The sequence below is a fragment of the Blastococcus sp. SYSU DS0617 genome (assembly GCF_054051075.1).
Genome location: NZ_JBJHAO010000024.1, coordinates 15,081 through 34,418, shown reverse-complemented (window position 1 = coordinate 34,418; position 19,338 = coordinate 15,081). Strand labels below are relative to the sequence as shown.

The following is a 19,338-nucleotide window of genomic DNA, read 5'->3' as shown; positions in this document are numbered from 1 at the left end:
GCGGCGGCCCGTGGGGCCGCCGCGGCTGGCGTACCGCTACCTGTCCGAGGAGGCCGACCGGCGGGGGCTGCGCGCCGGTGTCCGCCTCGCGTCCGCGCTGCTCGGGACGGTCGCCTTCGCGGGGACGGCCACGCCGTCCACGGCGCTGCCGGCTGCGGTGCTGGAGGACGACGCCGCCCTTGACGGGTGGATCGCGGACCGGATCGGCACCGCGGTGCACCTGTCCGGCACCGCGCCGATGGGACCGGACACCGATCCCCGGGCGGTCGTGGACCAGCACCTGCGGGTCCGTGGCGTCGCCGGGCTGCGCGTCGTCGACACCTCCGTGCTCCCGTGGGTGCCCAGCCGGGGCACCGCGGCGACAGCGGTGATGGTGGGCGAGCGGGCCGCGGAGCTGATGGCCGCGGGCTGAGCCGGTGGACGTCGGGCCGGGGCGGTGCGGCAGTGTGAGCGTCATCACCACCCCCGTCCCCAGGAGGAACCGTGCCGCAGGTGCAGACCGTGCGAGGCCCCGTCGACGTCGCCGAGCTCGGCCAGACGCTGATGCACGAGCACGTCTTCGTGCTCACCGCAGACGTGCAGCAGAACTATCCGGAGGAGTGGGGGAGCGAGGACCAGCGCGTCGCCGACGCCGTCGAGAAGCTGCAGGCGCTGGCGGCCGCCGGCGTGCGGACGATCGTCGACCCGACCGTGGTCGGCCTCGGCCGCTACATCCCGCGGATCCAGCGCATCGCCGAGCAGGTGGACCTCAACATCGTGGTCGCGACCGGGTGCTACACCTACGACGACGTCCCGTTCTTCTTCCACCACCGCGGACCGGCGCTCAACGCGGCCGTCGGTGCCGAGGTGCCCGACCCGATGGTCGACCTGTTCGTGCGCGACGTGACCGACGGCATCGCCGGCACCGGTGTGCGGGCGGCCTTCCTCAAGTGCGCCATCGACGCCCCCGGCCTGACGCCGGGCGTGGAGCGCGTGATGCGGGCCGTCGCGAAGGCCCACCACCGGACCGGCGTCCCGATCACGGTGCACACCCATCCCGGCACGCAGGCGGGCCTGGCCGTGCAGCGGGTGTTCGGCGAGGAGGGCGTGGACCCGGGGCGCATCGTGCTCGGGCACAGCGGGGACTCGTCCGACGCCGACCACCTCAGCGCCCTGGCCGACGCGGGCTTCCTGCTGGGCATGGACCGGTTCGGGCTGTACCTGGACATGCCGTTCGAGGCGCGGGCCGACGTCGTGGTGGAGATGTGCCGGCGCGGCTACGCCGAGCGGATGGTGCTCTCCCAGGACGCGGCCTGCTACATCGACTGGATCGACCCCCAGGTGCTTCAGATGCTGCCCCAGTGGAACTACACGCACATCCACGAGGAGGTGCTCCCGTACCTGCGCGAGCACGGCGTGACCGAGGACCAGATCGAGACGATGCTGGTGACCAACCCGCGGCGCTACTTCGAGCAGTCGGGCTCCTGACCGGATCGTCCCGGCGGCGCGCAGGCCGCAGCCGCCGGGACGCCGGAGTCGAGGGGCCGGCGCTGGGTCAGCGGACGGCGGGCAGCTCGCTCGTCGACGTGGTGGTCATCGGTGCCCACGCGTCCGGGTGCGGCCGGCCGGCCTGGGCCACCCACGTCTCGGTCCGCCCGGTGGTCGTCGTGCGCGCGACCGTGGCCGGGCGGGCGCTGAGGCTGACGATGAGGGCCAGCAGGACGAGCAGCCCCACGAGGACGGCGCAGAGAACGAGGAGCGTCGAGAGCATGTACGGAAAGTAGTGGTCCGGATCGGTCCGTGTCACCGGGACGCGGCGTCAGAATGCGCCGAACGTCGCGGGAAGGATCTGCACTATTCGCCGTCCGGCCTCGGCATTCTCCGCGGACCAGGCACAGGAGTGCACGAGAGGCCCACGGGTCCGGACAGGGTGACCGTAGCGGTCCGCCCGGCGCAGCGGAACCGTGCGCCGGGCCCTGGCGGGCCGGTCCGCGTGGTTCCGGGATCCGGGGGTAGAGGCGGGTCCGGAGCCGGGGACGGCGGGCCGGGAGGAGAACGACGTGGCAGATCTGGTGCGGGGGGCCGGCCGTGTCGTCGCCCTGCCGCTCGCCGCGCTGGCCCGGTGGCGGAACGGCCGGCCCATGCACCCCCACGGGGCCGTGTTCTCCGCGGTCCTGGACCGGCACGGCGGCGACCGGCCCTGGGGCGTGGCCTTCCTCGACGCGACGGCGCGCGACGACGTCGTCGTCCGGTTGTCCCGGGGGGCGGGGCTGCCGGCGCCGCTGCCCGACCTGCTCGGCCTCGCCGTGCGACTGGACGGCGGGTCGGGCGAGCTGGTCGATCTGCTGCTGTCCACCGTCATCGGCCGGGGCGCGCTTCCACGGCTGGTGCCGGCGCTCCGTCGCGACACGGCCTCGGTCTACGGCTCGATCATGGCCTACCGCTCCGCTGCCGGGCCGATCCGGCTGGCGGCGCTGCCCACCACGCGGGGGATCCCGTCCCGTCCCGAGCCGCTGGCCGAGTCGGTCCGTCGGCGGCCGCTGGTCTTCGAGCTGGCCGCGGCCCGTGGGCTCGAGCCCTGGCGCCCGTTCGCCCGGCTCACGATCCAGGCTGCGGTGCGGCCGCTCGACCCGGACCTGCGGTTCGACGCGGTGCGCCGTCCGCCGCCGGGCCTGGTGCCCGACGGCCCGCTCGCCCGCTTCCGGCAGCCCGCCTATGCGGCCGCGCAGGAGGCGAGGGGCGACGTCCGCACGCCGTCGTCCGCGGGTGTGCGCTGACGGCACGGATCCGGATGCTCACCCGATGGAGTTGGTCACGGGTTCACAACGGGGTGGCAGGGTAGGGGGACGAGCCGTCACCCCGCCGGAACCGCCTGGCCGGGGTAGCCGCGCCGAGCACCGCGAGCGCTGCAGTGCCCGACCGCACGAGGAGCAGAACCCCGCCAGTGATGTCCGCAGGAACCGAGCCCGGTGAGCCCTCGCCCGGGACGCCGAGCCCGCTCCGCGTGGCCAGCGTGCCGTTCAGCGACCGGTACGTCGACGCCGTGCTGCCCGCGGGCGCGGTTCGGGTGGGCGCGCCGGAGGAGCCGAGCCGCTGGCTCGACGAGCGGTACCTGACCGAGCACGCCGCCGAGATCGACGTGCTGCATCTGCACAGCGGCTGTGCCCACCTCGGCGTGCGGGAGCTCGAGCGCTGGGCCGAGGCGGTCCGGCGGCTGGGCGTGCCCCTGATCGTCACGGTCCACCAGCTCCGCGACTCCCGCCAGGGCTCCCGGGACCGGCACGACGCCCACCTGGAGTCCGTCCTGGGGACGGCGGAGGTCGTGCTCACGCTCACGCCGTCGGCCGCGGACGAGATCGCCGACCGCTACGGGCGCACCGCGATCGTGCTGGCCCACCCCTCCCTGGCCGTGCCGGACCCGGACCTGGGCGCCGAGCGGGGGCTCGTGGGCGTGCAGCTGGGCACGGCGTCGGCCGCGGTGCCCGATCCGGCGGCGGTGGCGCGCGCCGCGGCGTCCGGTGCCGTCTCCGGTGGTGGCCGGCTGCGGGTGCTCGCGCAGGTGGGCTCGGACGTCGACCCCGGGGTGCGCGAGATGGCCGAGAACGGCGAGCTCGAGCTGGTCGTGCACCGGCCCGAGGAGCTGCCCGGCCAGCTGCAGCAGCTGCACGTGGCGGTGCTCCCGCAGCGGTGCGGGACGCACTCCCGCGACCTGGAGGTCTGCCGCGACGTCGGCACCCGCGTCGTGGCCCCGAGCTGCGGCTTCTTCGCCGACCAGTGGTCGGAGGTCGTGACGTACGGGAACGACGAGGTCGACGGCCTGGATCCGGTGTCGCTGACCGCTGCGGTGTCGGCGGCGCTGACCCGGCCCATGCCGCGGCCGGCCGACCGGGCGTGGCGCGACGAGCAGGCCGAGGCGGTCCGGCGGGTGCACGCGGAGGTCTACGCGCAGGTGGCGGCGGACCGCAGCTGGATCTGAGCCCGCGACCGGATCCGGTGGCGGGGGAAGAGAAGAGGGTGGGCAGGGGCGGGGTCGAACCGCCGACCTCTCACTTTTCAGGCGAGCGCTCGTACCGACTGAGCTACCTGCCCCTCCCGGTGCTCGCGCACCGGGTGGCGACCCTGACGGGACTCGAACCCGCGACCTCCGCCGTGACAGGGCGGCGCGCTAACCAACTGCGCTACAGGGCCTTGCTGTGGTGATGCTGTGCCCCCAACGGGGTTCGAACCCGTGCTACCGCCTTGAAAGGGCGGCGTCCTGGACCACTAGACGATGAGGGCTCGTTCTGCCGGGGGCAGAGGAAACAATACATGCCACCGGAGGGCTCCCCGCACCGGGGCGCCGCGCCGTGGCGAGTCGCGCCGCGGCCTCAGCCCAGGGACGCGGTGAGCTCGACCCGGTCGTCGCTGACCGAGGAACACCGCAGGCTCAGGCTCCCGGCCGAGACGTTCTCGCCCTCGGCGCAGGACACGGTGGCCGAGCCCACGCTCAGCGAGGCGCGGCCGTCCTCCGTCCCGGTGAACGCCAGCGCGGTGCCCAGGACCTCCACCTGTGCGTCGCTGCTCTCCAGCGTGACGGTGCACGAACTGGGCGAGCACGAGACGTTCTCGGAGCCGAACGAGCACCCGGTGAGGGCGGTGAGGCCCAGCCCGCCGGCGAGCAGGCCGCCGGCCAGGCGGGAGCGGGAGGTCGTGGTCACGGACATGGCCGCAGCGTAGGTCCGCGGGGTCAGCCGGTCGGGGACGCCGGGCTGCCGCCGACGAGTCCGTCGTCCGCGGCACCGGCCTCGCCCTCCGTGGTACCGCCGTCGCCCTGCGCGGCACCACCCTCGCCCTCCGCGGCACCGCCCTCGCCCTCCGCGGCATCGCCGTCGTCCCCGGCCGGGAGCTCGGGGACGACGGTGCGCTCGATGGTCACCTCGGACTCGCCGAGACCGCCGAGGGTGATGTCGTCGTAGGCCTGCAGGCGGCCGGTGCTGGCGTTGAAGTAGAGCACCGTGCAGGTCAGCGGCTCGGGGTACTCGCCCTCCAGTGCGCGCAGCCCAGCACCCCCCGTGGAGCCCTGCACCATGAGCAGCGTGCCGGCCTCGAGCTCGGAGATCTTGCGGTTGTGGGTGTGCCCGGCGAGCACGACCGGCGCCAGGCCGTCCACCGGTGGTGCCTGCTTGGGGTCGTGCACCAGGGCGATGTCGGGTGCCTCGTCCAGTGACTCGATCAGCTCGGCCAGGCGTTCCCCGGAGCGGACCAGCACCTCGGGTCCGGCGTCGTCGTCGCCGGTGCTCTTGTCCGGGGTGAACCGCGGGTCCCTGGCGCCGACGATCGACAGCCCGGCGATCTCGACCGCCGAGTGGTCGAGCACCGTGGTGTTCGGCTGGGCCGCGACCCGCTCCGCGGTGGCCGCGGAGTCGTGGTTGCCGCGGATGAACACGTAGGGCACGCCGAGGGCGCCGATGGAGTCGACCATCTGGCTCTCCGGTGGGCTGCCCCAGTCCGTGACGTCCCCGGTGTCGAGCACGGCGTCGACCTGGAACGAGCCGACCACCTGCTCCACGAGGTCGAAGCCCGCGGGGTTGAGGTGGATGTCGGACACGTGCAGCAGCGTCACGGTCTCGTCCGTGGCCCCGGGCGGGGGCAGCGCCGAGAGGGTGCTGTACAGCGAGCCGACGTTGGCCACGAGGTCGGTGAGCGACGCGCGGTAGGCATCGAACCGGGCGAGGAGGTCCTGCGCGCTGCCGATGAGGCTGTTCGCGTTGACCAGCAGGCCGGTGTAGGTGGGCGTGGCCAGCGCTTCGGGCCGCCAGGTGGTCGCGCCGACGCCGCCGATGCCGAGCAGCAGCGCACCGGTCAGGCCGGCGGCGATCAACGGCTCGCGACGTCGCCGCAGCACCACCCAGGACACGAGCGCCGCACCGCCGAGCGCGGCCAGGACGGTGATGACCACCAGCTCGACCACGGCGTCCCGCAGGTCCTCGGTGACGCGGTCGACGACGCCGGCCAGCCGGACCGGGTCGTTGGCCAGCGCCGTGGCGCGCACCTGGTCCACGCTCTGCAGCCGGACGTCGAGGCGCAGCGGCCCGTCGAAGACGTCGGCGGCCAGCGAGCCGAGCGGTGGGACGGCGACCTCGGCGCCGCCGGAGCCAGGGCGGATGGCGAGGCTGGCCTCGAACGGGCCGATCGGTGCGGAGATGCGGGCGAAGAGCAGAACGGCGACCAGCGCGCCGACCAGGGCCAGGCCGACGCGGGCCGCCCACAGGCCGGCCACGCGACCCCGGTGGCGCCACGGCGAGGGCGCGTCCTCCGGCGGAGGCGTGTCGTCCTGTGGCCCGGTCACCTCGGCCAGGCTAGTGAGATCGTCGAGAGTGCGACGGATCGAACCGCGGACGGTTCACTATTCGACGAGGGAGGGGCGGCGGAAGATCCACCGCAGCGCGATGAAGCGCAGCAGCCCGATGATCGCCGTCACCGTGACCACGGCGGTGATCTGGAGTGCGACGTGACCCTCGGCCGCCGTGGTGTTCACCCACCCCAGGGTGGCGCTGGTCGCGATCAGGCCGATGGCGGCGACGGTGCTCGCCTCCCACTGCGCGGTGAACCAGCCGACCCGGTCCTCGGCGTGGAAGGTGAGCCGGCGGTGCATCTCGTTGGCCAGCACGGTGGAGGCGGCGGTGGCGATCAGATGCGCCACCAGGTAGCCCAGCCCCTCGAAGGGGATGAAGAGCAGCGCGTAGACGAGGGTGGTCGAACCGCCGACCAGCACGAAGCGGGCGAACTGGGCCAGGGTGTCGTCCTGCCGCAGCCGCTCGGCGAGTCGTACGGTCCACGTGCTCGCGGCAGGTGCCTCCGGGGCCGTCTCCTCCGCAGCCGTCACCTCAGCGGCGTCGTGCGCAGGGGCGCAGCGGCGCAGCAGCGACGGGCGGGTCACGGAGATCCTTCCGGGGCCGGAGACGGGTGAGCGCGGTCCAGGGTCCTCCTCGGACCGCGCGTTGTCACAGGTCAGCATGCCCGCTCCCTCTGGCGGAGCGAACAGATTTCTCCCGGAAGCACCCGGACGAGACCGCGTCGTGACCGGGGAGTCGTCGCCGGGCACCACGGGTAGAGGGCGCTCATGAGTCTCATGGGGTTCCTCGACCGGGTCGCGGACGTCGCGACGTTCGACAAGGTGATCGAGCCGGCCCGCCGGGCGGTGCTGGGAGCGCTGAAGCCGCCCGCGGTCAAGGACCTCCTGCACGGCACCTGGATCGGCCACCCGCTGCACCCGATCCTCGTCCAGGTGCCGGTGGGCAGCTGGGTGTCCGCCGGTCTTCTGGACGCCGTCCCGCGGATGCGGCCGGCGGCCACCGTGCTGATCGGCGCCGGGGTGGCCGCGGCCGTGCCCGCGGCGGCCTCCGGAGCGGCCGACTGGTCGGAGCAGGGCACCGGTGTGCGCCGCCTCGGCGCGCTGCACGCGGTGATGAACACCGTCGCCCTGGGGCTGTACGTCGGATCGCTGGCGGCGCGGGCCAAGGACCGCGGTGGGCTCGGGCGCGTGCTGTCCTACAGCGGGCTGACCCTCGCCGGCGGGTCGGCGGCGATCGGCGGTCACATGTCCTACGCGCAGTCGTCCGGCGCCTCGCACGCGGCGACGGCGGTGCGGGCGCTGTCGACCGACTGGCTGGACCTGGGCCCGCTGGACGACTTCCCCGAGGGTCGGCCGGCGCTGCGCACGGGCTCGGGTGGAGCGGCCGATGTCCCGCTGGCGGTCGTCCGGCGGGGGGCGCGCGTCGACGTCTTCATCGGGGCCTGCTCGCACCTCTCCGGGCCGCTGCAGGAGGGGACGGTCGAGGAGGTGCGCGGATCGCAGTGCCTGGTGTGCCCGTGGCACGGCTCGGCGTTCGACCTGGACGACGGGGAGCCTCGCCGGGGGCCGGCCGCGAACCCGCAGGAGAAGCTCGAGGTGCGCATGGAGGCCGGGCGGGTCATGGCCCGCGTGCCGAGCCGCCACCGCTGAGGCCGGGAAAGAAGCCGGCCCGGCCGGCCCGGGGGGAACGGGTCGGCCGGGCCGGGGAACGGGGCCGCCCGTGCGCGAGGCCGGGCGGAGCGGTGATGACCGTACGTAGTCGTGGGCCCCGGGCGGCATCCCCTGATCGGGTGTAAAGCGGACGGCCTGGTCACGGAACGCTCACTCCACGGCCCGCCGGGGTTGGCTCGGGGGCGGGCCGGGCACCCGGCGGGGGTGTTCTTCCTCTTCTCCAGCCGTCTGGGCTGCCTCGGGTCCCTGGCGCTCTCCGCGCTGCTCACCGTCCTCCTGCTCCTCTTCCTCGACGTGTTGTGACGCCGAGGGCGTGCAGCGGGTCTGGGAGACTGGCTCCGGCCAGGGCCTCTAGCTCAACTGGCAGAGCAGCGGACTTTTAATCCGCGGGTTGTGGGTTCGATCCCCACGGGGCCCACCTGGAACCAGACCGACCACCGTCTGTGTCGGTCGAGACCCTGTCGACGACCCGATCGCGGCCGGACCAGTACCAAACCGACAGATTCCGGACGGCCTCTCGCTTTGCCATGGCGTCAGCGTAGGGGCGGATCCGTGCCGTCTCCCGAAAGATCGGGTGCCCCGTAGGCCGTCCGCTGTCCCTGAGCGGCCCACTTGGGGACAGGCCTGCAACACCTGATGAGGGGACAGCCGACCAGCCCGGTACTCGGGACCGGGCGAAGTGCCTAGCTTCCTGGCATGGACTTCAGCGACTTTCTGGCCGTGGCGCCCTCGCAGGGAGGTGACGCGCCAGGCTGGTACGTCCCGGTGATCCTCGTGGCCTTCGTCCTGGTTGCGGCCTTCCTGGCCTACATGTACTTCATCAAGAAGCGCTGATGTCGACGCTGCTCGCGGTCATCGTGATCGCCGTCGGGGTGGTTGTGCTCACGTGCAACCGGCAGTTCGGAGAGTCCTCTGTCGACACCTCTCGGACGGTGTTCGGCCTGGAACTACGGGGCAGGTCCCGCACGCTCATGGTCGGCTGGTCTCGAGCGGTCGTCGTCATCTGTGGGACTGCACTCTCATCGTCGGCGGGTTCGTCTTCGGCTTCCTCGACTAGGGCTCACCCTGGGTGCTGCAGCCCCGCTGACCAGGGTGTCCCCTAGGCCGCCTTCAGGGACGCCCGCCCGCGCCTGGTCATGGGATCAGCGCGGCCGGCTCTGTGACGGTGCGGCGGCTCATGGAGACGTCCATCGTCATGCTCGGTTGCGCGTGGCCGTGCTGGCTCGCCACCTGGGCCCTCCGTCCACGCTCCGGTCTGTTCCCAGTCGGCCTTCAGTCGACCGCCGGTGCGGCCGATGCTGGGAGTGTGGGTGCCGATCGCCGTGCCCGTATGACCGAGGAGAGACCGATGGACTTCATGCGCCGCCTGCAGGCGGACAACCCGGTGCTCTTCCTGGTGGTGCTGTTCGTCGGCATCTTCATCGCCTTCCAGCTGCTGCTGTTCGTCGCCGAACTCCTGCTGGGGCCGTTCGGACTGCCGGGGTGGGCGCCGCTGGCGCTCGTGCTGGTGGCCCTCGTGGTCGTCGCGCGCAGGCAGGGGTCGCGCTAGCGGTCCCGTAGCGGGCTCGATCTTCTGGGCGACACGCATCGCTGGTCAGCCACTATCGATTGACTTTCGATAGTTAGTCCTCGACAGTCGACCGCATGACGCACTTGCGCCACGTGGTGCTGCCCCTCCGGATCCTGCTCGTCATCGCCCTCGCCGCCCTGCTCGCCGCCCAGGTCTGGGCGGTCCCGGCCGTGCTGCCGGACATCTCCGAGCCGTCGCTGGAGAGGTCCGCCATGCGCGCGGTCATGTTCGTCGCGGCGGTGCTCGGGCTGGCGTGCGTCCAGGCCGTCGTCGTCTGCACCTGGCAGCTGCTCACGCTGGTCACCGACGACCGGATCTTCAGCGACGGCGCCCTGCGGTGGGTGAACGGGATCGTCCGGGCGGTGGTCGCCGGCTGGCTGATGCTCCTCGCGACCCTCGTCTGCTCGTACTACTTCATCGTCGACGAGGTCAGCGACGACGCCGCCCTCCCCGCACTCCTGCTGCTGCTGCTCCTCGTCGGAGCCGTCCTCGGCCTGCTCATGGTGGTCATGCGTGCGCTGCTCCGGCAGGCGACGGCGCTGCGGACCGACATGGAAGCGGTCATCTGATGCCGATCGTCGTGCGGATCGACGTGGAGTTGGCCCGGCGCAAGATGAGCGTGGGGGAGTTCGCCGAGCGGGTCGGGCTCACCCCGGCCAACGTGGCCGTGCTGAAGAACGGTCGGGCCAAGGCGGTGCGCTTCAGCACGCTGGAGGCCATGTGCCGGGTGCTCGACTGCCAGCCCGGCGACCTGCTGGAGTGGGTGCCGGACGGCGAGCCCAGCTCCGAGCTCGAACCGCGGGAAGCCGCGAACCGGTGAGCGGCGGCGCCCCCGAGACGGTCGACGTGCTGGTGGTCGGTGCCGGGCTGGCGGGGCTGCACACCGCCACGCTGCTCGCCCGCAGGGGACACGAGGTGATGCTGGTCGACCGGCGCACCGATCTCACCGCGGCGATCCGCACCACCGGGATCTTCGTCCGCAAGACGCTCGACGACTTCCCGCTGCCGGACGAGTGCCTCGGGCCGCCGATCCGGCGGGTGGTCCTCTATCCGCCGGGGCGGGCGCGGCCGGTGACTCTCGACAGCCCGCGGGACGAGTTCCGGGTGGGTGACATGGGGCCGCTCTACCTGGCCGCGGCGCGTGCGGCGGTGGAGTCGGGCGTGCGCATCGCACTGGGCACGCGCTACACCGGCCGCGGGCTCAGCTCGGCCCTGCTGGTCGGCCCGGACGGGCCCACCTCGGTGCGGGCCCGGTTCCTCGTCGGTGCCGACGGCGCACGGTCGAGGGTGGCCCGCGATCTCGCCCTGGACCGCAACCGGCAGCTGCTGGTCGGGGCCGAGGAGGTCTTCCCGGTGGCCGGCAGTGCCGAGCCCCCGGCGTTCCACTGCGTCCTCGACCCCTCGATCGCGCCCGGCTACCTGGCGTGGGTCGTGAACGACGGGCGCCATGCCCACGTGGGGGTCGCCGGGTACGCCGAGCGCTTCCCCGACGGCATGGTCGCCGCCCTGCGACGCTTCGGCGCCTCAGCACCCGGGCTGTCCGGCGTCGAGCGTCCGGACGAGGTCGACCGGCGTGGGGGGCCGATCCCGGTGGGCGGCCTGCTGCGCCGGATCAGCTGCCCCGACGGACTGCTCGTGGGCGATGCGGCGGGCGCGGTCTCGCCGCTGACCGCCGGAGGCCTGGATCCCTGCCTGCGGCTGTCGGAGCATGCCGCCGCCGTGCTGGACGAGGCGCTGCGTACAGGAGAACGCGACGCGCTGGCGCGCTACGACGGTGCCGCACTGCGGGCGGGCTTCCGGGGGAGAGTGCTGCTGCGCCGGGGGCTGGCCCGGGTCCGCACGCCCGGCGTCGCCGCGGCTGCCTTTCCGCTGCTCCGGACGCCGCCGGGGCGGGCGGTGGCCCGCAGCATCCTGTTCGGCGACCGGTCGTTCCCGACTCCGGCGACCACGGGCCGGGTCGCGACCCCGCAGGTGAGCCCGTCGTGAGGCCGGTCAGCCCCGGGCGGTGCCCTGTGCCGGCGGCACGACGAGCTCGCGCCGGGCGCGCAGCCGCCCGGGCAGGCGGCGACCGGTGACGGACTGGTGGTGGATCGCGCCGGAGCGGTCGGGGCGGGTGGTCATGTCCATGCTCAACTCTCCTCGGTACTGCGTCGTGCCCGAGCATCGAGGTCGGGTCTGACAGTTCCGCGGGCAGGACCTGGGAGGTTCCTGTCAGCCGCTGATGGGAGGCCCCCCCGAACGGGGTGGGTGCGCTTCTCAAGAGGCGGTGGGCCGCACCCGATACGAAACTGTGCGATTCCTCCGGGCGACAGAACAGGGCAGGCGGCGCGGCGTGCCGCTCTGGCGGTACCTCACGGCGCTGGTTCTCCTGCCGCTGATCGGGGTGGTCGTCCTGGCCACCGCCGCAGCCCAGGCCCGCGCGGACGAGGCGGCCAGTGCCCAGCGGGCGGAGGACGCCGTCCGGACCCTGGCCGCGCTCGACGCCGCCCGCCGCGGCGCCGAGCTGGAGCTCATCCCCGTGCTGTCGCTCAAGGTGATCGAGGACCCGGGCCTCCTCGCCGGGTTGAACATCCCCCAGTCACTGCTCGAGACGCAGCGGGTGGTCGCGGCCGACCAGGCCGCGCAACTCCGGAAGATCACCGATGATGCGCTCGCCCGTATCCCCGCCGGCTCGCCGGCCGCCGTGCAGGCGCGGCGTTCCGCGGAGGACCTCGCCCTGCTGCGGAGTGCGAGCGACGCGGGCGGACTGGACGTCGAGGACATCTACTTCCGCTTCCTGACCGCCTCCAACGACCTGATGACCGCGCAGAAGTCGACGGCCACGCTCGCCACGTCCGAGGGCGTGCCGGCCGCCACCATGCGCGCCATCCAGGATGTGCAGACCATCTCCTACCTGACCCAGGTCGCGAGCCGGCAGGTGCCGCTCTTCCTGGGCTCCGTCTTCACCAACGGCGACGACAGCCTCATCGGGTCGCGCACCGCCTGGCAGACGGCGTGGTTGGACTACACCGACGCGGCGCGCGAGATGGAGCGGCTCTCGCAGGAGTCGCTGCGCGACCAGTGGGAGGAGCTCCGCTCGGCGGAGGTCATCACCCAGGTCGAGGCGGTGTTCGCCGGCGGAGGCGTGACCCAGGACGACGGAGCGCCCGAGGTCCTCGTGGGGGACATCATGACGCTGCTGGCGGGCACCCAGGAACGCAGCGACCTGCTGGCCGACCTGGTGGGTTCGGCGGTGGGCGAGGCGGAGGAGCTCGTCGCCGCCGACCGTGGACGCGCCAACGACCGCCTGCACCTCGTCCTCGTCCTCAGCGCGAGCCTGCTGGCCGGCTCGCTGCTCGGGACCCTGTTCCTCGGCCGCAGCGTCGCGCAGGCTCTGCGACTGCTCGCCGGGCAGGCCACCCAGATCAGCCGGGGCTCGCTCGTGGAGGTGGAGGTGGCCGGACCGCGCGAGGTGCGCACGGTCTCGCGCGCCCTCGGCTCCGCCGTCGCCGGGCTCCGCCGCATCCAGGACCAGGCCCAGGCCGTCGCCCGCGGCGACCTGGACAACGCCCTGCTCGACCAGCCGCTCCCCGGCCCGCTCGGCGAGGTCGTGCACGCATCGGTCAAGGAGATCGTGCACTCGGTGCGCCAGCGCGAGGAGCTGCAGTTCGCCCTCGCCCACCAGGCGACGCACGACGCGCTCACCGAGCTGCCCAACCGCGCCCAGGCCGTCACGCTCGTGACCGCCGCCCTGCACCGCGGCCGGCGCTCCGGGGCGATGACCGGACTGCTCTTCGTGGACCTCGACGGCTTCAAGGCGGTCAACGACGGGCACGGCCACGCGGCCGGTGACGAGGTGCTGCGCGAGGTGGCACGGCGCCTCACCGCCGCCGTGCGGCCGGGCGACGTCGTCTGCCGCCTGGGCGGGGACGAGTTCGTCGTCCTCGTGGAGTCCGTGCACAGCGAGCACGACCTGCTGGAGCTGGCGCACCGCCTGATCGGAGCGGTCAGCGAACCGATCGCGGTGGGGCGCGCCCGCGTCCGGATCGGCGCCAGCATCGGCGTGGCCATCAGCCGGGACGGCGGCATCGACGCCGACGCGCTCTTCGCCGAGGCCGACACCGCCGCCTACCGCGCCAAGGCGCACGGCCGGGGCCGCGCCGAGCTGTTCGACGAGACCCTGCGCCTGCAGCTCAACCAGCGCGCCGAGCTGGAGGCGGCCATCGCCTCCGGCCTGGTCGACGGCGAGATGCAGGTGGCCTACCAGCCGGTGATCGACGTCGCCACGGACCGCCTCATGGGCTACGAGGCGCTCATCCGCTGGGAGCGGCCGGGTGTGGGTCTGGTGCCGCCGGACGAGTTCATCCCCGTGGCGGAGGGCTCGCGCCTCATCGGCGACGTCGACCGCTGGATGCTGCACGAGGCGACCCGCCAGCTCGCCCAGTGGCGGGCCGAGTGCCCCGCCGCGCCGGGCGAGCCCGACCCGACGATCGCGGTGAACATCTCCGGCCGGCACCTCGCCGACCAGCGGGTGATCACCGACGTCGCCGACGCGCTCGCCGCCTCCGGGCTGCCGCCCGAGCTGCTGGTCCTGGAGGTCACCGAGACGGTGCTGGTCGACGACCCGCTCGCCTACGACCACCTCACCGAGCTGCGCGCCATGGGCGTCAGCATCGCGATCGACGACTTCGGCACCGGCTACACCTCCATCGGGCAGCTGCGGAACATGCCCGTGGACACCCTCAAGATCGACCGGAGCTTCGTCGCGTCCACCGAGCCCGCCCACCGCGAGCTCGTGGCCCTGATGATCCGCGCGGCGCACACCTTCGGGCTGACCGTCGTCGCGGAGGGCGTGGAGGAGCCCGCCCAGCTGGCGCGGCTCAAGGCCCAGGAGTGCGACCAGGCGCAGGGCTACCTCCTCTACCGTCCGATGCCTGCTCCCGAGGCCGGCGCGCTGCTCCGCAAGGCGGAGGCTGCCGGCTCGGTCTGAGCCCCGCGGACCGGTGGGGGGTGTGCGCGTGTCCCGGGGTGACCGGCCCGTCGTCCTGCGGGAACACGCCGGGGACGGCGGGATCTGTCGACATGTGGTCCGCGCGGGCGGCGGGTCACCGGCCCCGACGGCGGCCTCCGCAACGATCCGGACACGCGAGTCCGGAACGAGCCCGTACCGCGTCCGCAGGGGGGCTCCGGCGCCTACCTTTCTCCCATCGCGCCGCCACGGCCGGCGACGCGGTGCCCGCCTCTCTTCCCCCGGGGCGGGACCTCCATGGATGGATGGATCGCAATGAGTGTCATGGGTGGTCTGCCCGGTAGTTCCGTCGTCGCCGACACCGGCGTCGAGGGATGGTGGCTGGTCGACGGCAGCGAGGACGCGCCCGGCCGGGTGCTCGCGGGACCGTTCCCCGATCGCGCCGCGGCCGGCTGGTCGAGCACGGCCCTCGCCGACGGTGCCGCCGCGCGTCCGGCCTACGGCGTCCGCCGGGCCGACGGCTCGCTGCGCCGGCGACCGTCGCCGCAGGAGTGGGCGTGGCTGGACCACCTCACCGCGCAGCTGGACCGGCTGCCCGAGGAGTGGGAGCCCCTGCTCGCGGAGGAGGACCCGCTGACCACGCTCCTGGTCGAGGTGACCGCGGCGCTGAGCGAGGCCGGTCTGCCGTTGCACGACGCCACCGGGGCCGCTGGGCCGCTGGGCGGCGCCTGCCTCACCCCGACGCCGGACCTCGACGGCGTCGTCGTCGCGTGGCGCCAGCACGACCGGATGAGCCTGGACCAGGTGCACGGCGCCGCGGCCGACTCCGCCGTGCAGCAGGCCATGAACCAGGCCCTGGCCGAGGTGCTCGCGGCCCGCGGCCTGGCGCCCGAGTCCTGGGGCGGGGCCGTCGTCGTCCGCCGGGAGGCCTGAGGGACCCCGTCGCTGGGACGGCGCGCCGGTGGGCGGCCGGATCAGCCGTCGAGGAAGCCGTCCACCACGGGAGCCAGCTCGGCCGCCTCGGTGACGAGCGCGATGTGCCCACCGCGGTAGAGGTGCAGCCGGGCGTCCGGGAGCAGCCGGGTCATCAGGCGCGCGTTGACCGCGGGCACGATCGGGTCGTCGTCGCCGGCCAGGATCAGCGTGGGCTGCCGGATGAGCCGCAGGAACGGCAGGCTGCTCCAGCCGGTGCTGGCGGCCAGCTGGTAGTAGTAGCCCCGGCGCGGCCCCAGACGGGTCTCGGCGTGCAGCACCCGGGCCGCACGCTCCGGTTCGCTGCGCATCGTGCCGCCGTAGATCTCACCGGCGATGCGGCGCGCGTACTCGGGGTCGCGGTGCCGCCGGGGCGTGAGCATGCGGCCCAGCACCCGCGGGTGCGCCGGCACCATGAGGGCTCCGGTGCCGGTCGCGGCGAGGACGAGCCGGCGGCAGCGGCGCCGGTGCTGGACGGCGAAGTGCTGGGCGAGCCCGCCGCCCCAGCTCAGGCCGAGGACGTCGACCGCACGCGTGAAGCCCAGGCGGTCGAGCAGGCCGGTCACGACGGGACCGAACGTGGCGAGGTTGTACGGGACGACGGGCGGCGGGGACCCGCCCACGCCGGGCACGTCGAACCGGACCACGGTGCGCCGGTGGTCCAGCGCGTCGACGAAGGGCTGGAGGACCTCGAGGCTCGCGCCGATCCCGTTCATGAGCAGCAGCGGTGGGACGTCGGTGTCGGTCCCGGGCCGGACCGACGTCCGCAGCGTCCGCCCGCCGGCGGTGATCGTCCGGACCCGCTCGCCGCTACTTGTCGAAGACATAGGTGCCCGGCGCCTCGCCCAGCACGTCCAGCCCGCCGCCCAGCTCGGTGGGTGCCGGCACCTGCTCGCCGCACCGCTCACCCAGCCAGGCGGTGAAGTCCGGCCACCACGAGCCCTTCTCCGTGCGGGCGGCCCCCAGCCACTCCTCCGGGTCCGCCGGCGTCCCGTCGGCGACCTGGAAGGTGGACTTCGGGTTCCCCGGCGGGTTCACCAGCGACGCGATGTGACCGCTGGTGGAGAGGATGAAGCGGCTCTCCCCGCCGAGCAGCTGCGTGCTCCGGTAGCAGGCCTGCCACGGGCAGAGGTGGTCGGCGATTCCCGCCGTGACGTAGGTGTCGACGGTGACCGAGGACAGGTCGACCGGGGTGCCCAGCATCGTCGCGGCGCCAGCCTCGGTCAGCGCGTTGCCGAGAGCGACGTCGATGAAGTCGCGGTGCAGCCCGGCGCTCATCCGCGTCGTGTCGGCGTTCCAGAACAGGATGTCGAAGTTCGGGGGCGGCTTGCCCTGCAGGTAGTTGTTGACCCAGTAGTTCCAGATCAGGTCGTTGGGTCGCAGCCAGGCGAACACCTCGGCCAGCTGGGCGCCGTCCAGGTAGCCCTTCTGCCGGGACCGCTCGGTCGCCGCCCGCACCGACTCCTCGTCCATCAGTGCCGAGACGGTGCCCGCCCGCGACCAGTCCAGGACGGTGACGGCGAAGCTGGCCGCGCTCACCCGGTCCTGGCGACCCTGCGCGGCCAGATGGGCCAGCACCATGGCGGTGATGATCCCGCCCGAGCAGAACGCCTGCAGCGCCACCCGCTCGTTCCCGGTCGCCTGCTCCACGGCGTCCATCGCGTCGAGCAGCGCCTGCCCGTAGGTGTCCAGATCCCAGTCGGCGTGCCGCTCGTCCGGGTTGCGCCAGGAGATCATGAAGACCTGCTGGCCGGCGGCCAGGTAGTGCTCGACGATGCTGCGGCCGGGCGCGAGGTCGGTGATGTAGTACTTGTTGATCGTCGGCGGGACGATCAGCAGCGGCACCTCGCGCACGGTCTCCGTCGTCGGCCGGTAGCGGATCAGCTCGAACACGTCGGTGCGGAACACGACCACGCCGGGGGTGACCGCGAGGTCCTCCCCGACGGTGAAGGCGTCGGGATCCACCATCGACGGCACCCGCGGCGGCGCGGCGAGGTCGCTCGCCATGCGCCGCAGCCCCTGCACCACGTTCTTCCCGCCGGTGTCGATCAGCGCCTTCCAGCCCAGCGGGTTCAGCACGGGCACGTTCGACGGGGCCAGGGCGTCGACCAGGTTGGTCGCGGTGAACCGGATCCGCTCGTCGTCCTGCCAGTCCAGGTCGGCGTCCTCGATCAGCTCCCAGGTGGTCCGTGCGGTGGCGAGATGGGTCTGCATGGCGCGCCTGAGCAGCGGGTTGCCCGACCAGGCCGGGTCGGCGAACCGCTTGTCCTTCTTGCCGGGCGCGAGCTCGGACCGGCCCACCGTGATCAGGCTCAGTTCCCGGGCCAGCTCCCCGGTCCGCCGCGCCAGCGTGCCGGGCTGCCGCGCCAGCGCCGCGCCGAACCGCAGCGCGGTGCCGGCCGGGGGCACCATCCGGCGCAAGGGCCCGCGCGCGGCGTCCACGAGCACCATGTCCAGGCCGAGCGCGCCCTCGGCCGCGCCCTCCGGGACTTCCGGCTGCGTCGCCGTCGTGGTCATCGCGTCTCCTCGCGTCCGGATGTGGCTCAGCTCACTAGAGCACACCTCCGGTGCCCCGGCAGGAGCGCGCGGAACCGTCGCGAGGTCAGGTGATCGCGCTGGTGCCGGTCACCGCCCGGCCGACGATCAGCGTGTTGACCTCGCGGGTGCCCTCGTAGGAGTAGATCGCCTCGGCGTCCGCGGCGAACCGGGCCACGTGGTTCTCCAGCAGGATCCCGTTGCCGCCCATCAGCTCGCGGGCGTAGCCGACCGTCTCGCGCATCCGCATGGTGCAGAAGGCCTTGGCCAGCGACGCCTGCTCGTCGGTCATCGTGTCGTCGTCCTGCAGCTGGGAGAGCCGCGCGCACATGGCGGCCGAGGCGGTGATGTTCCCGAGCATCCGCACCAGCAGGTCCTGCACCAGCTGGAACTCCGCGATCGGCTGGCCGAACTGCTCGCGCTCGGTGGCGTACCGCAGCGCGTGCTCGTACGCCCCGCGGGAGCAGCCCACCGACGACCACGCGACCCCGGCGCGGGTCATCTTCAGCACCTTGGCCGTGTCGCGGAAGCTGCGCGCCTCCTGCAGCCGGTTCTCCTCCGGCACGCGGACGTCCTCCAGCGTGATCACCGCGTTCTGCACGACCCGCAGCGCGATCTTGTCCTTGAGGTCGACGGTCGAGTAGCCGGGCGTCCCCTTCTCGACGACGAAGCCGAGGACGTCGTCGGTCTCCTCGTCCTTGGCCCAGATGATGATCAGGTCGGCGAAGCTGGCGTTGCCGATCCACTTCTTCTCGCCGTTGAGGACCCAGGTGTCGCCCTCCCGGCGGCAGGTCGTCTGCGCGCCGCGGGCGATGTCGGAGCCGGCGTCCGGTTCGGTGAGACCGAACGCGCCGATCAGCTCCATGCGGGCCATCGGCGGCAGCCAGCGCTGCTTCTGCTCCTCGGATCCGCACAGGTAGATCGAGCCCATGGCCAGCCCGCCGTGCACGCCCATGAACGTCGAGATCGAGGCGTCCCCGCGGGAGAGCTCCATGGCGAGCATGCCGTCGAACAGCGACGAGCGGCCGGGACAGCCGTAGCCGGAGTAGGGGTTGCCGGCGATGCCCAGCTCGGCCAGGCCCGGGACCAGCTCGTGCGGGAACTCCGCGCGGGTCCAGTAGTCGTTGATCACCGGCTCGACGTGGGTGTCCATGAACGCCCGCACCCGGTGCAGCAGCGCCCGCTCGTCGTCGGGCAGCAGCGCCTCCAGGTCGTAGAAGTCCGAGGTCTCCGGAGGGCGCTCGCTCATGGGGTGGATCTCCCTGCAGTCGGAAAGGACGTCGTCAGCCCCTACCCGGTCGGGTGCCCCCGCAACGTGACGAATGCCGG

At 73.4% G+C, this 19,338-nt stretch carries 20 protein-coding genes and 4 tRNA genes; 13 read left to right on the top strand and 11 right to left on the bottom strand.

Annotated features, from left to right (window positions below; genetic code table 11):
* Positions 1–412, top strand: a 412-nt coding sequence (locus tag ACI793_RS18725) for a GMC oxidoreductase (RefSeq protein ID WP_456607888.1), incomplete at its 5' end; no start/stop codon positions are given.
* 71 nt (positions 413–483) lie between these two features.
* On the top strand, positions 484–1,467 hold the full coding sequence (locus ACI793_RS18720; protein WP_456607887.1) for a phosphotriesterase family protein: 984 nt from the start codon (positions 484–486) through the stop codon (positions 1,465–1,467).
* A 67-nt stretch (positions 1,468–1,534) separates the two neighbouring features.
* Here ACI793_RS18720 and ACI793_RS18715 read toward each other — a convergent pair whose 3' ends face one another.
* Positions 1,535–1,750 (bottom strand): hypothetical protein, encoded by a 216-nt coding sequence (locus tag ACI793_RS18715; protein ID WP_456607886.1) that lies wholly within the window; start codon positions 1,748–1,750, stop codon positions 1,535–1,537.
* Positions 1,751–2,039: 289 nt separating this feature from the next.
* On the opposite strand from ACI793_RS18715, the gene ACI793_RS18710 reads away from it, so the two are divergent.
* Together ACI793_RS18710 and ACI793_RS18705 are read left to right on the top strand one after the other, a co-directional pair.
* Positions 2,040–2,756, top strand: coding sequence for a phosphodiesterase (locus tag ACI793_RS18710; RefSeq protein ID WP_456607885.1), 717 nt, complete (start codon positions 2,040–2,042; stop codon positions 2,754–2,756).
* A gap of 227 nt (positions 2,757–2,983) precedes the next feature.
* The gene (locus ACI793_RS18705) at positions 2,984–3,955 is read left to right on the top strand and encodes a glycosyltransferase (RefSeq protein WP_456607884.1); all 972 of its coding nucleotides are present in this window, start codon (positions 2,984–2,986) and stop codon (positions 3,953–3,955) included.
* Between the two features lie 39 nt (positions 3,956–3,994).
* Here ACI793_RS18705 and ACI793_RS18700 read toward each other — a convergent pair.
* From ACI793_RS18700 to ACI793_RS18675, 6 genes are all read right to left on the bottom strand, one after another.
* Positions 3,995–4,068: transfer RNA gene (locus ACI793_RS18700), tRNA-Phe, on the bottom strand.
* Between the two features lie 22 nt (positions 4,069–4,090).
* Positions 4,091–4,167 (bottom strand) — tRNA-Asp (locus tag ACI793_RS18695).
* 17 nt (positions 4,168–4,184) lie between these two features.
* Positions 4,185–4,257: transfer RNA gene (locus ACI793_RS18690), tRNA-Glu, on the bottom strand.
* An 89-nt stretch (positions 4,258–4,346) separates the two neighbouring features.
* Positions 4,347–4,682, bottom strand: coding sequence for a hypothetical protein (locus ACI793_RS18685; protein WP_456607883.1), 336 nt, complete (start codon positions 4,680–4,682; stop codon positions 4,347–4,349).
* A gap of 23 nt (positions 4,683–4,705) precedes the next feature.
* Positions 4,706–6,307, bottom strand: coding sequence for a metallophosphoesterase family protein (locus tag ACI793_RS18680; protein ID WP_456607882.1), 1,602 nt, complete (start codon positions 6,305–6,307; stop codon positions 4,706–4,708).
* Positions 6,308–6,364: 57 nt separating this feature from the next.
* Positions 6,365–6,898: a GtrA family protein gene (locus ACI793_RS18675; RefSeq protein WP_456607881.1), complete on the bottom strand. Its 534-nt coding sequence runs from the start codon at positions 6,896–6,898 to the stop codon at positions 6,365–6,367.
* A gap of 183 nt (positions 6,899–7,081) precedes the next feature.
* Between ACI793_RS18675 and ACI793_RS18670 the strand changes: the two genes are divergently transcribed.
* The 7 genes from ACI793_RS18670 to ACI793_RS18640 all read left to right on the top strand — a co-directional run bounded on the left by ACI793_RS18670 (position 7,082) and on the right by ACI793_RS18640 (position 11,540).
* Positions 7,082–7,963 carry a Rieske 2Fe-2S domain-containing protein gene (locus tag ACI793_RS18670; protein ID WP_456607880.1) on the top strand — a complete coding sequence of 294 codons (882 nt, stop codon included), beginning with the start codon at positions 7,082–7,084 and terminating at the stop codon, positions 7,961–7,963.
* Between the two features lie 366 nt (positions 7,964–8,329).
* A tRNA-Lys gene (locus tag ACI793_RS18665) sits at positions 8,330–8,402 on the top strand.
* A 278-nt stretch (positions 8,403–8,680) separates the two neighbouring features.
* Positions 8,681–8,818 carry a hypothetical protein gene (locus ACI793_RS18660; protein WP_456607879.1) on the top strand — a complete coding sequence of 46 codons (138 nt, stop codon included), beginning with the start codon at positions 8,681–8,683 and terminating at the stop codon, positions 8,816–8,818.
* A gap of 514 nt (positions 8,819–9,332) precedes the next feature.
* Complete coding sequence (locus ACI793_RS18655; RefSeq protein ID WP_456607878.1) at positions 9,333–9,533, top strand: hypothetical protein; 201 nt, start codon at positions 9,333–9,335, stop codon at positions 9,531–9,533.
* 95 nt (positions 9,534–9,628) lie between these two features.
* Positions 9,629–10,123 carry a DUF2975 domain-containing protein gene (locus ACI793_RS18650; protein ID WP_456607877.1) on the top strand — a complete coding sequence of 165 codons (495 nt, stop codon included), beginning with the start codon at positions 9,629–9,631 and terminating at the stop codon, positions 10,121–10,123.
* Positions 10,123–10,374: a helix-turn-helix domain-containing protein gene (locus ACI793_RS18645; protein ID WP_456607876.1), complete on the top strand. Its 252-nt coding sequence runs from the start codon at positions 10,123–10,125 to the stop codon at positions 10,372–10,374. Before ACI793_RS18650 ends, ACI793_RS18645 begins: the two co-directional genes overlap by 1 nt.
* The gene (locus ACI793_RS18640; protein ID WP_456607875.1) at positions 10,371–11,540 is read left to right on the top strand and encodes an NAD(P)/FAD-dependent oxidoreductase; all 1,170 of its coding nucleotides are present in this window, start codon (positions 10,371–10,373) and stop codon (positions 11,538–11,540) included. Before ACI793_RS18645 ends, ACI793_RS18640 begins: the two co-directional genes overlap by 4 nt.
* Positions 11,541–11,546: 6 nt before the next feature.
* Here ACI793_RS18640 and ACI793_RS18635 read toward each other — a convergent pair whose 3' ends face one another.
* Positions 11,547–11,681, bottom strand: a complete 135-nt coding sequence (locus ACI793_RS18635) for a hypothetical protein (protein WP_456607874.1) — start codon at positions 11,679–11,681, stop codon at positions 11,547–11,549.
* A 205-nt stretch (positions 11,682–11,886) separates the two neighbouring features.
* Between ACI793_RS18635 and ACI793_RS18630 the strand changes: the two genes are divergently transcribed.
* Entirely contained in the window at positions 11,887–14,523 is a 2,637-nt protein-coding gene (locus ACI793_RS18630; RefSeq protein WP_456607873.1) for a putative bifunctional diguanylate cyclase/phosphodiesterase, read from the top strand.
* A gap of 294 nt (positions 14,524–14,817) precedes the next feature.
* The gene (locus ACI793_RS18625) at positions 14,818–15,435 is read left to right on the top strand and encodes a hypothetical protein (protein WP_456607872.1); all 618 of its coding nucleotides are present in this window, start codon (positions 14,818–14,820) and stop codon (positions 15,433–15,435) included.
* A gap of 41 nt (positions 15,436–15,476) precedes the next feature.
* On the opposite strand, the gene phaZ is transcribed toward ACI793_RS18625, so the two are convergent.
* The 3 genes from phaZ to ACI793_RS18610 form a co-directional block, all read right to left on the bottom strand.
* Positions 15,477–16,301 (bottom strand): poly(3-hydroxyalkanoate) depolymerase, encoded by an 825-nt coding sequence (phaZ, locus tag ACI793_RS18620; protein ID WP_456607871.1) that lies wholly within the window; start codon positions 16,299–16,301, stop codon positions 15,477–15,479.
* Positions 16,285–17,991, bottom strand: coding sequence for a PHA/PHB synthase family protein (locus tag ACI793_RS18615; protein ID WP_456607870.1), 1,707 nt, complete (start codon positions 17,989–17,991; stop codon positions 16,285–16,287). The genes phaZ and ACI793_RS18615 overlap by 17 nt, the downstream gene beginning before the upstream one ends.
* An 85-nt stretch (positions 17,992–18,076) precedes the next feature.
* Positions 18,077–19,258 (bottom strand): acyl-CoA dehydrogenase family protein, encoded by a 1,182-nt coding sequence (locus ACI793_RS18610; protein ID WP_456607869.1) that lies wholly within the window; start codon positions 19,256–19,258, stop codon positions 18,077–18,079.
* Positions 19,259–19,338 lie beyond the last annotated feature (80 nt).

What these genes read in the sequence shown, in the direction of transcription:
- ACI793_RS18635 (WP_456607874.1), bottom strand. Translation starts at nt 11,681, where the DNA reads ATGGACATGACCACCCGCCCCGACCGCTCCGGCGCGATCCACCACCAG.
- ACI793_RS18655 (WP_456607878.1), top strand. Translation starts at nt 9,333, where the DNA reads ATGGACTTCATGCGCCGCCTGCAGGCGGACAACCCGGTGCTCTTCCTG.
- ACI793_RS18615 (WP_456607870.1), bottom strand. Translation starts at nt 17,991, where the DNA reads ATGACCACGACGGCGACGCAGCCGGAAGTCCCGGAGGGCGCGGCCGAG.
- phaZ (WP_456607871.1), bottom strand. Translation starts at nt 16,301, where the DNA reads ATGTCTTCGACAAGTAGCGGCGAGCGGGTCCGGACGATCACCGCCGGC.
- ACI793_RS18660 (WP_456607879.1), top strand. Translation starts at nt 8,681, where the DNA reads ATGGACTTCAGCGACTTTCTGGCCGTGGCGCCCTCGCAGGGAGGTGAC.
- ACI793_RS18645 (WP_456607876.1), top strand. Translation starts at nt 10,123, where the DNA reads ATGCCGATCGTCGTGCGGATCGACGTGGAGTTGGCCCGGCGCAAGATG.
- ACI793_RS18625 (WP_456607872.1), top strand. Translation starts at nt 14,818, where the DNA reads ATGAGTGTCATGGGTGGTCTGCCCGGTAGTTCCGTCGTCGCCGACACC.
- ACI793_RS18670 (WP_456607880.1), top strand. Translation starts at nt 7,082, where the DNA reads ATGAGTCTCATGGGGTTCCTCGACCGGGTCGCGGACGTCGCGACGTTC.
- ACI793_RS18650 (WP_456607877.1), top strand. Translation starts at nt 9,629, where the DNA reads ATGACGCACTTGCGCCACGTGGTGCTGCCCCTCCGGATCCTGCTCGTC.
- ACI793_RS18610 (WP_456607869.1), bottom strand. Translation starts at nt 19,258, where the DNA reads ATGAGCGAGCGCCCTCCGGAGACCTCGGACTTCTACGACCTGGAGGCG.
- ACI793_RS18685 (WP_456607883.1), bottom strand. Translation starts at nt 4,682, where the DNA reads ATGTCCGTGACCACGACCTCCCGCTCCCGCCTGGCCGGCGGCCTGCTC.
- ACI793_RS18715 (WP_456607886.1), bottom strand. Translation starts at nt 1,750, where the DNA reads ATGCTCTCGACGCTCCTCGTTCTCTGCGCCGTCCTCGTGGGGCTGCTC.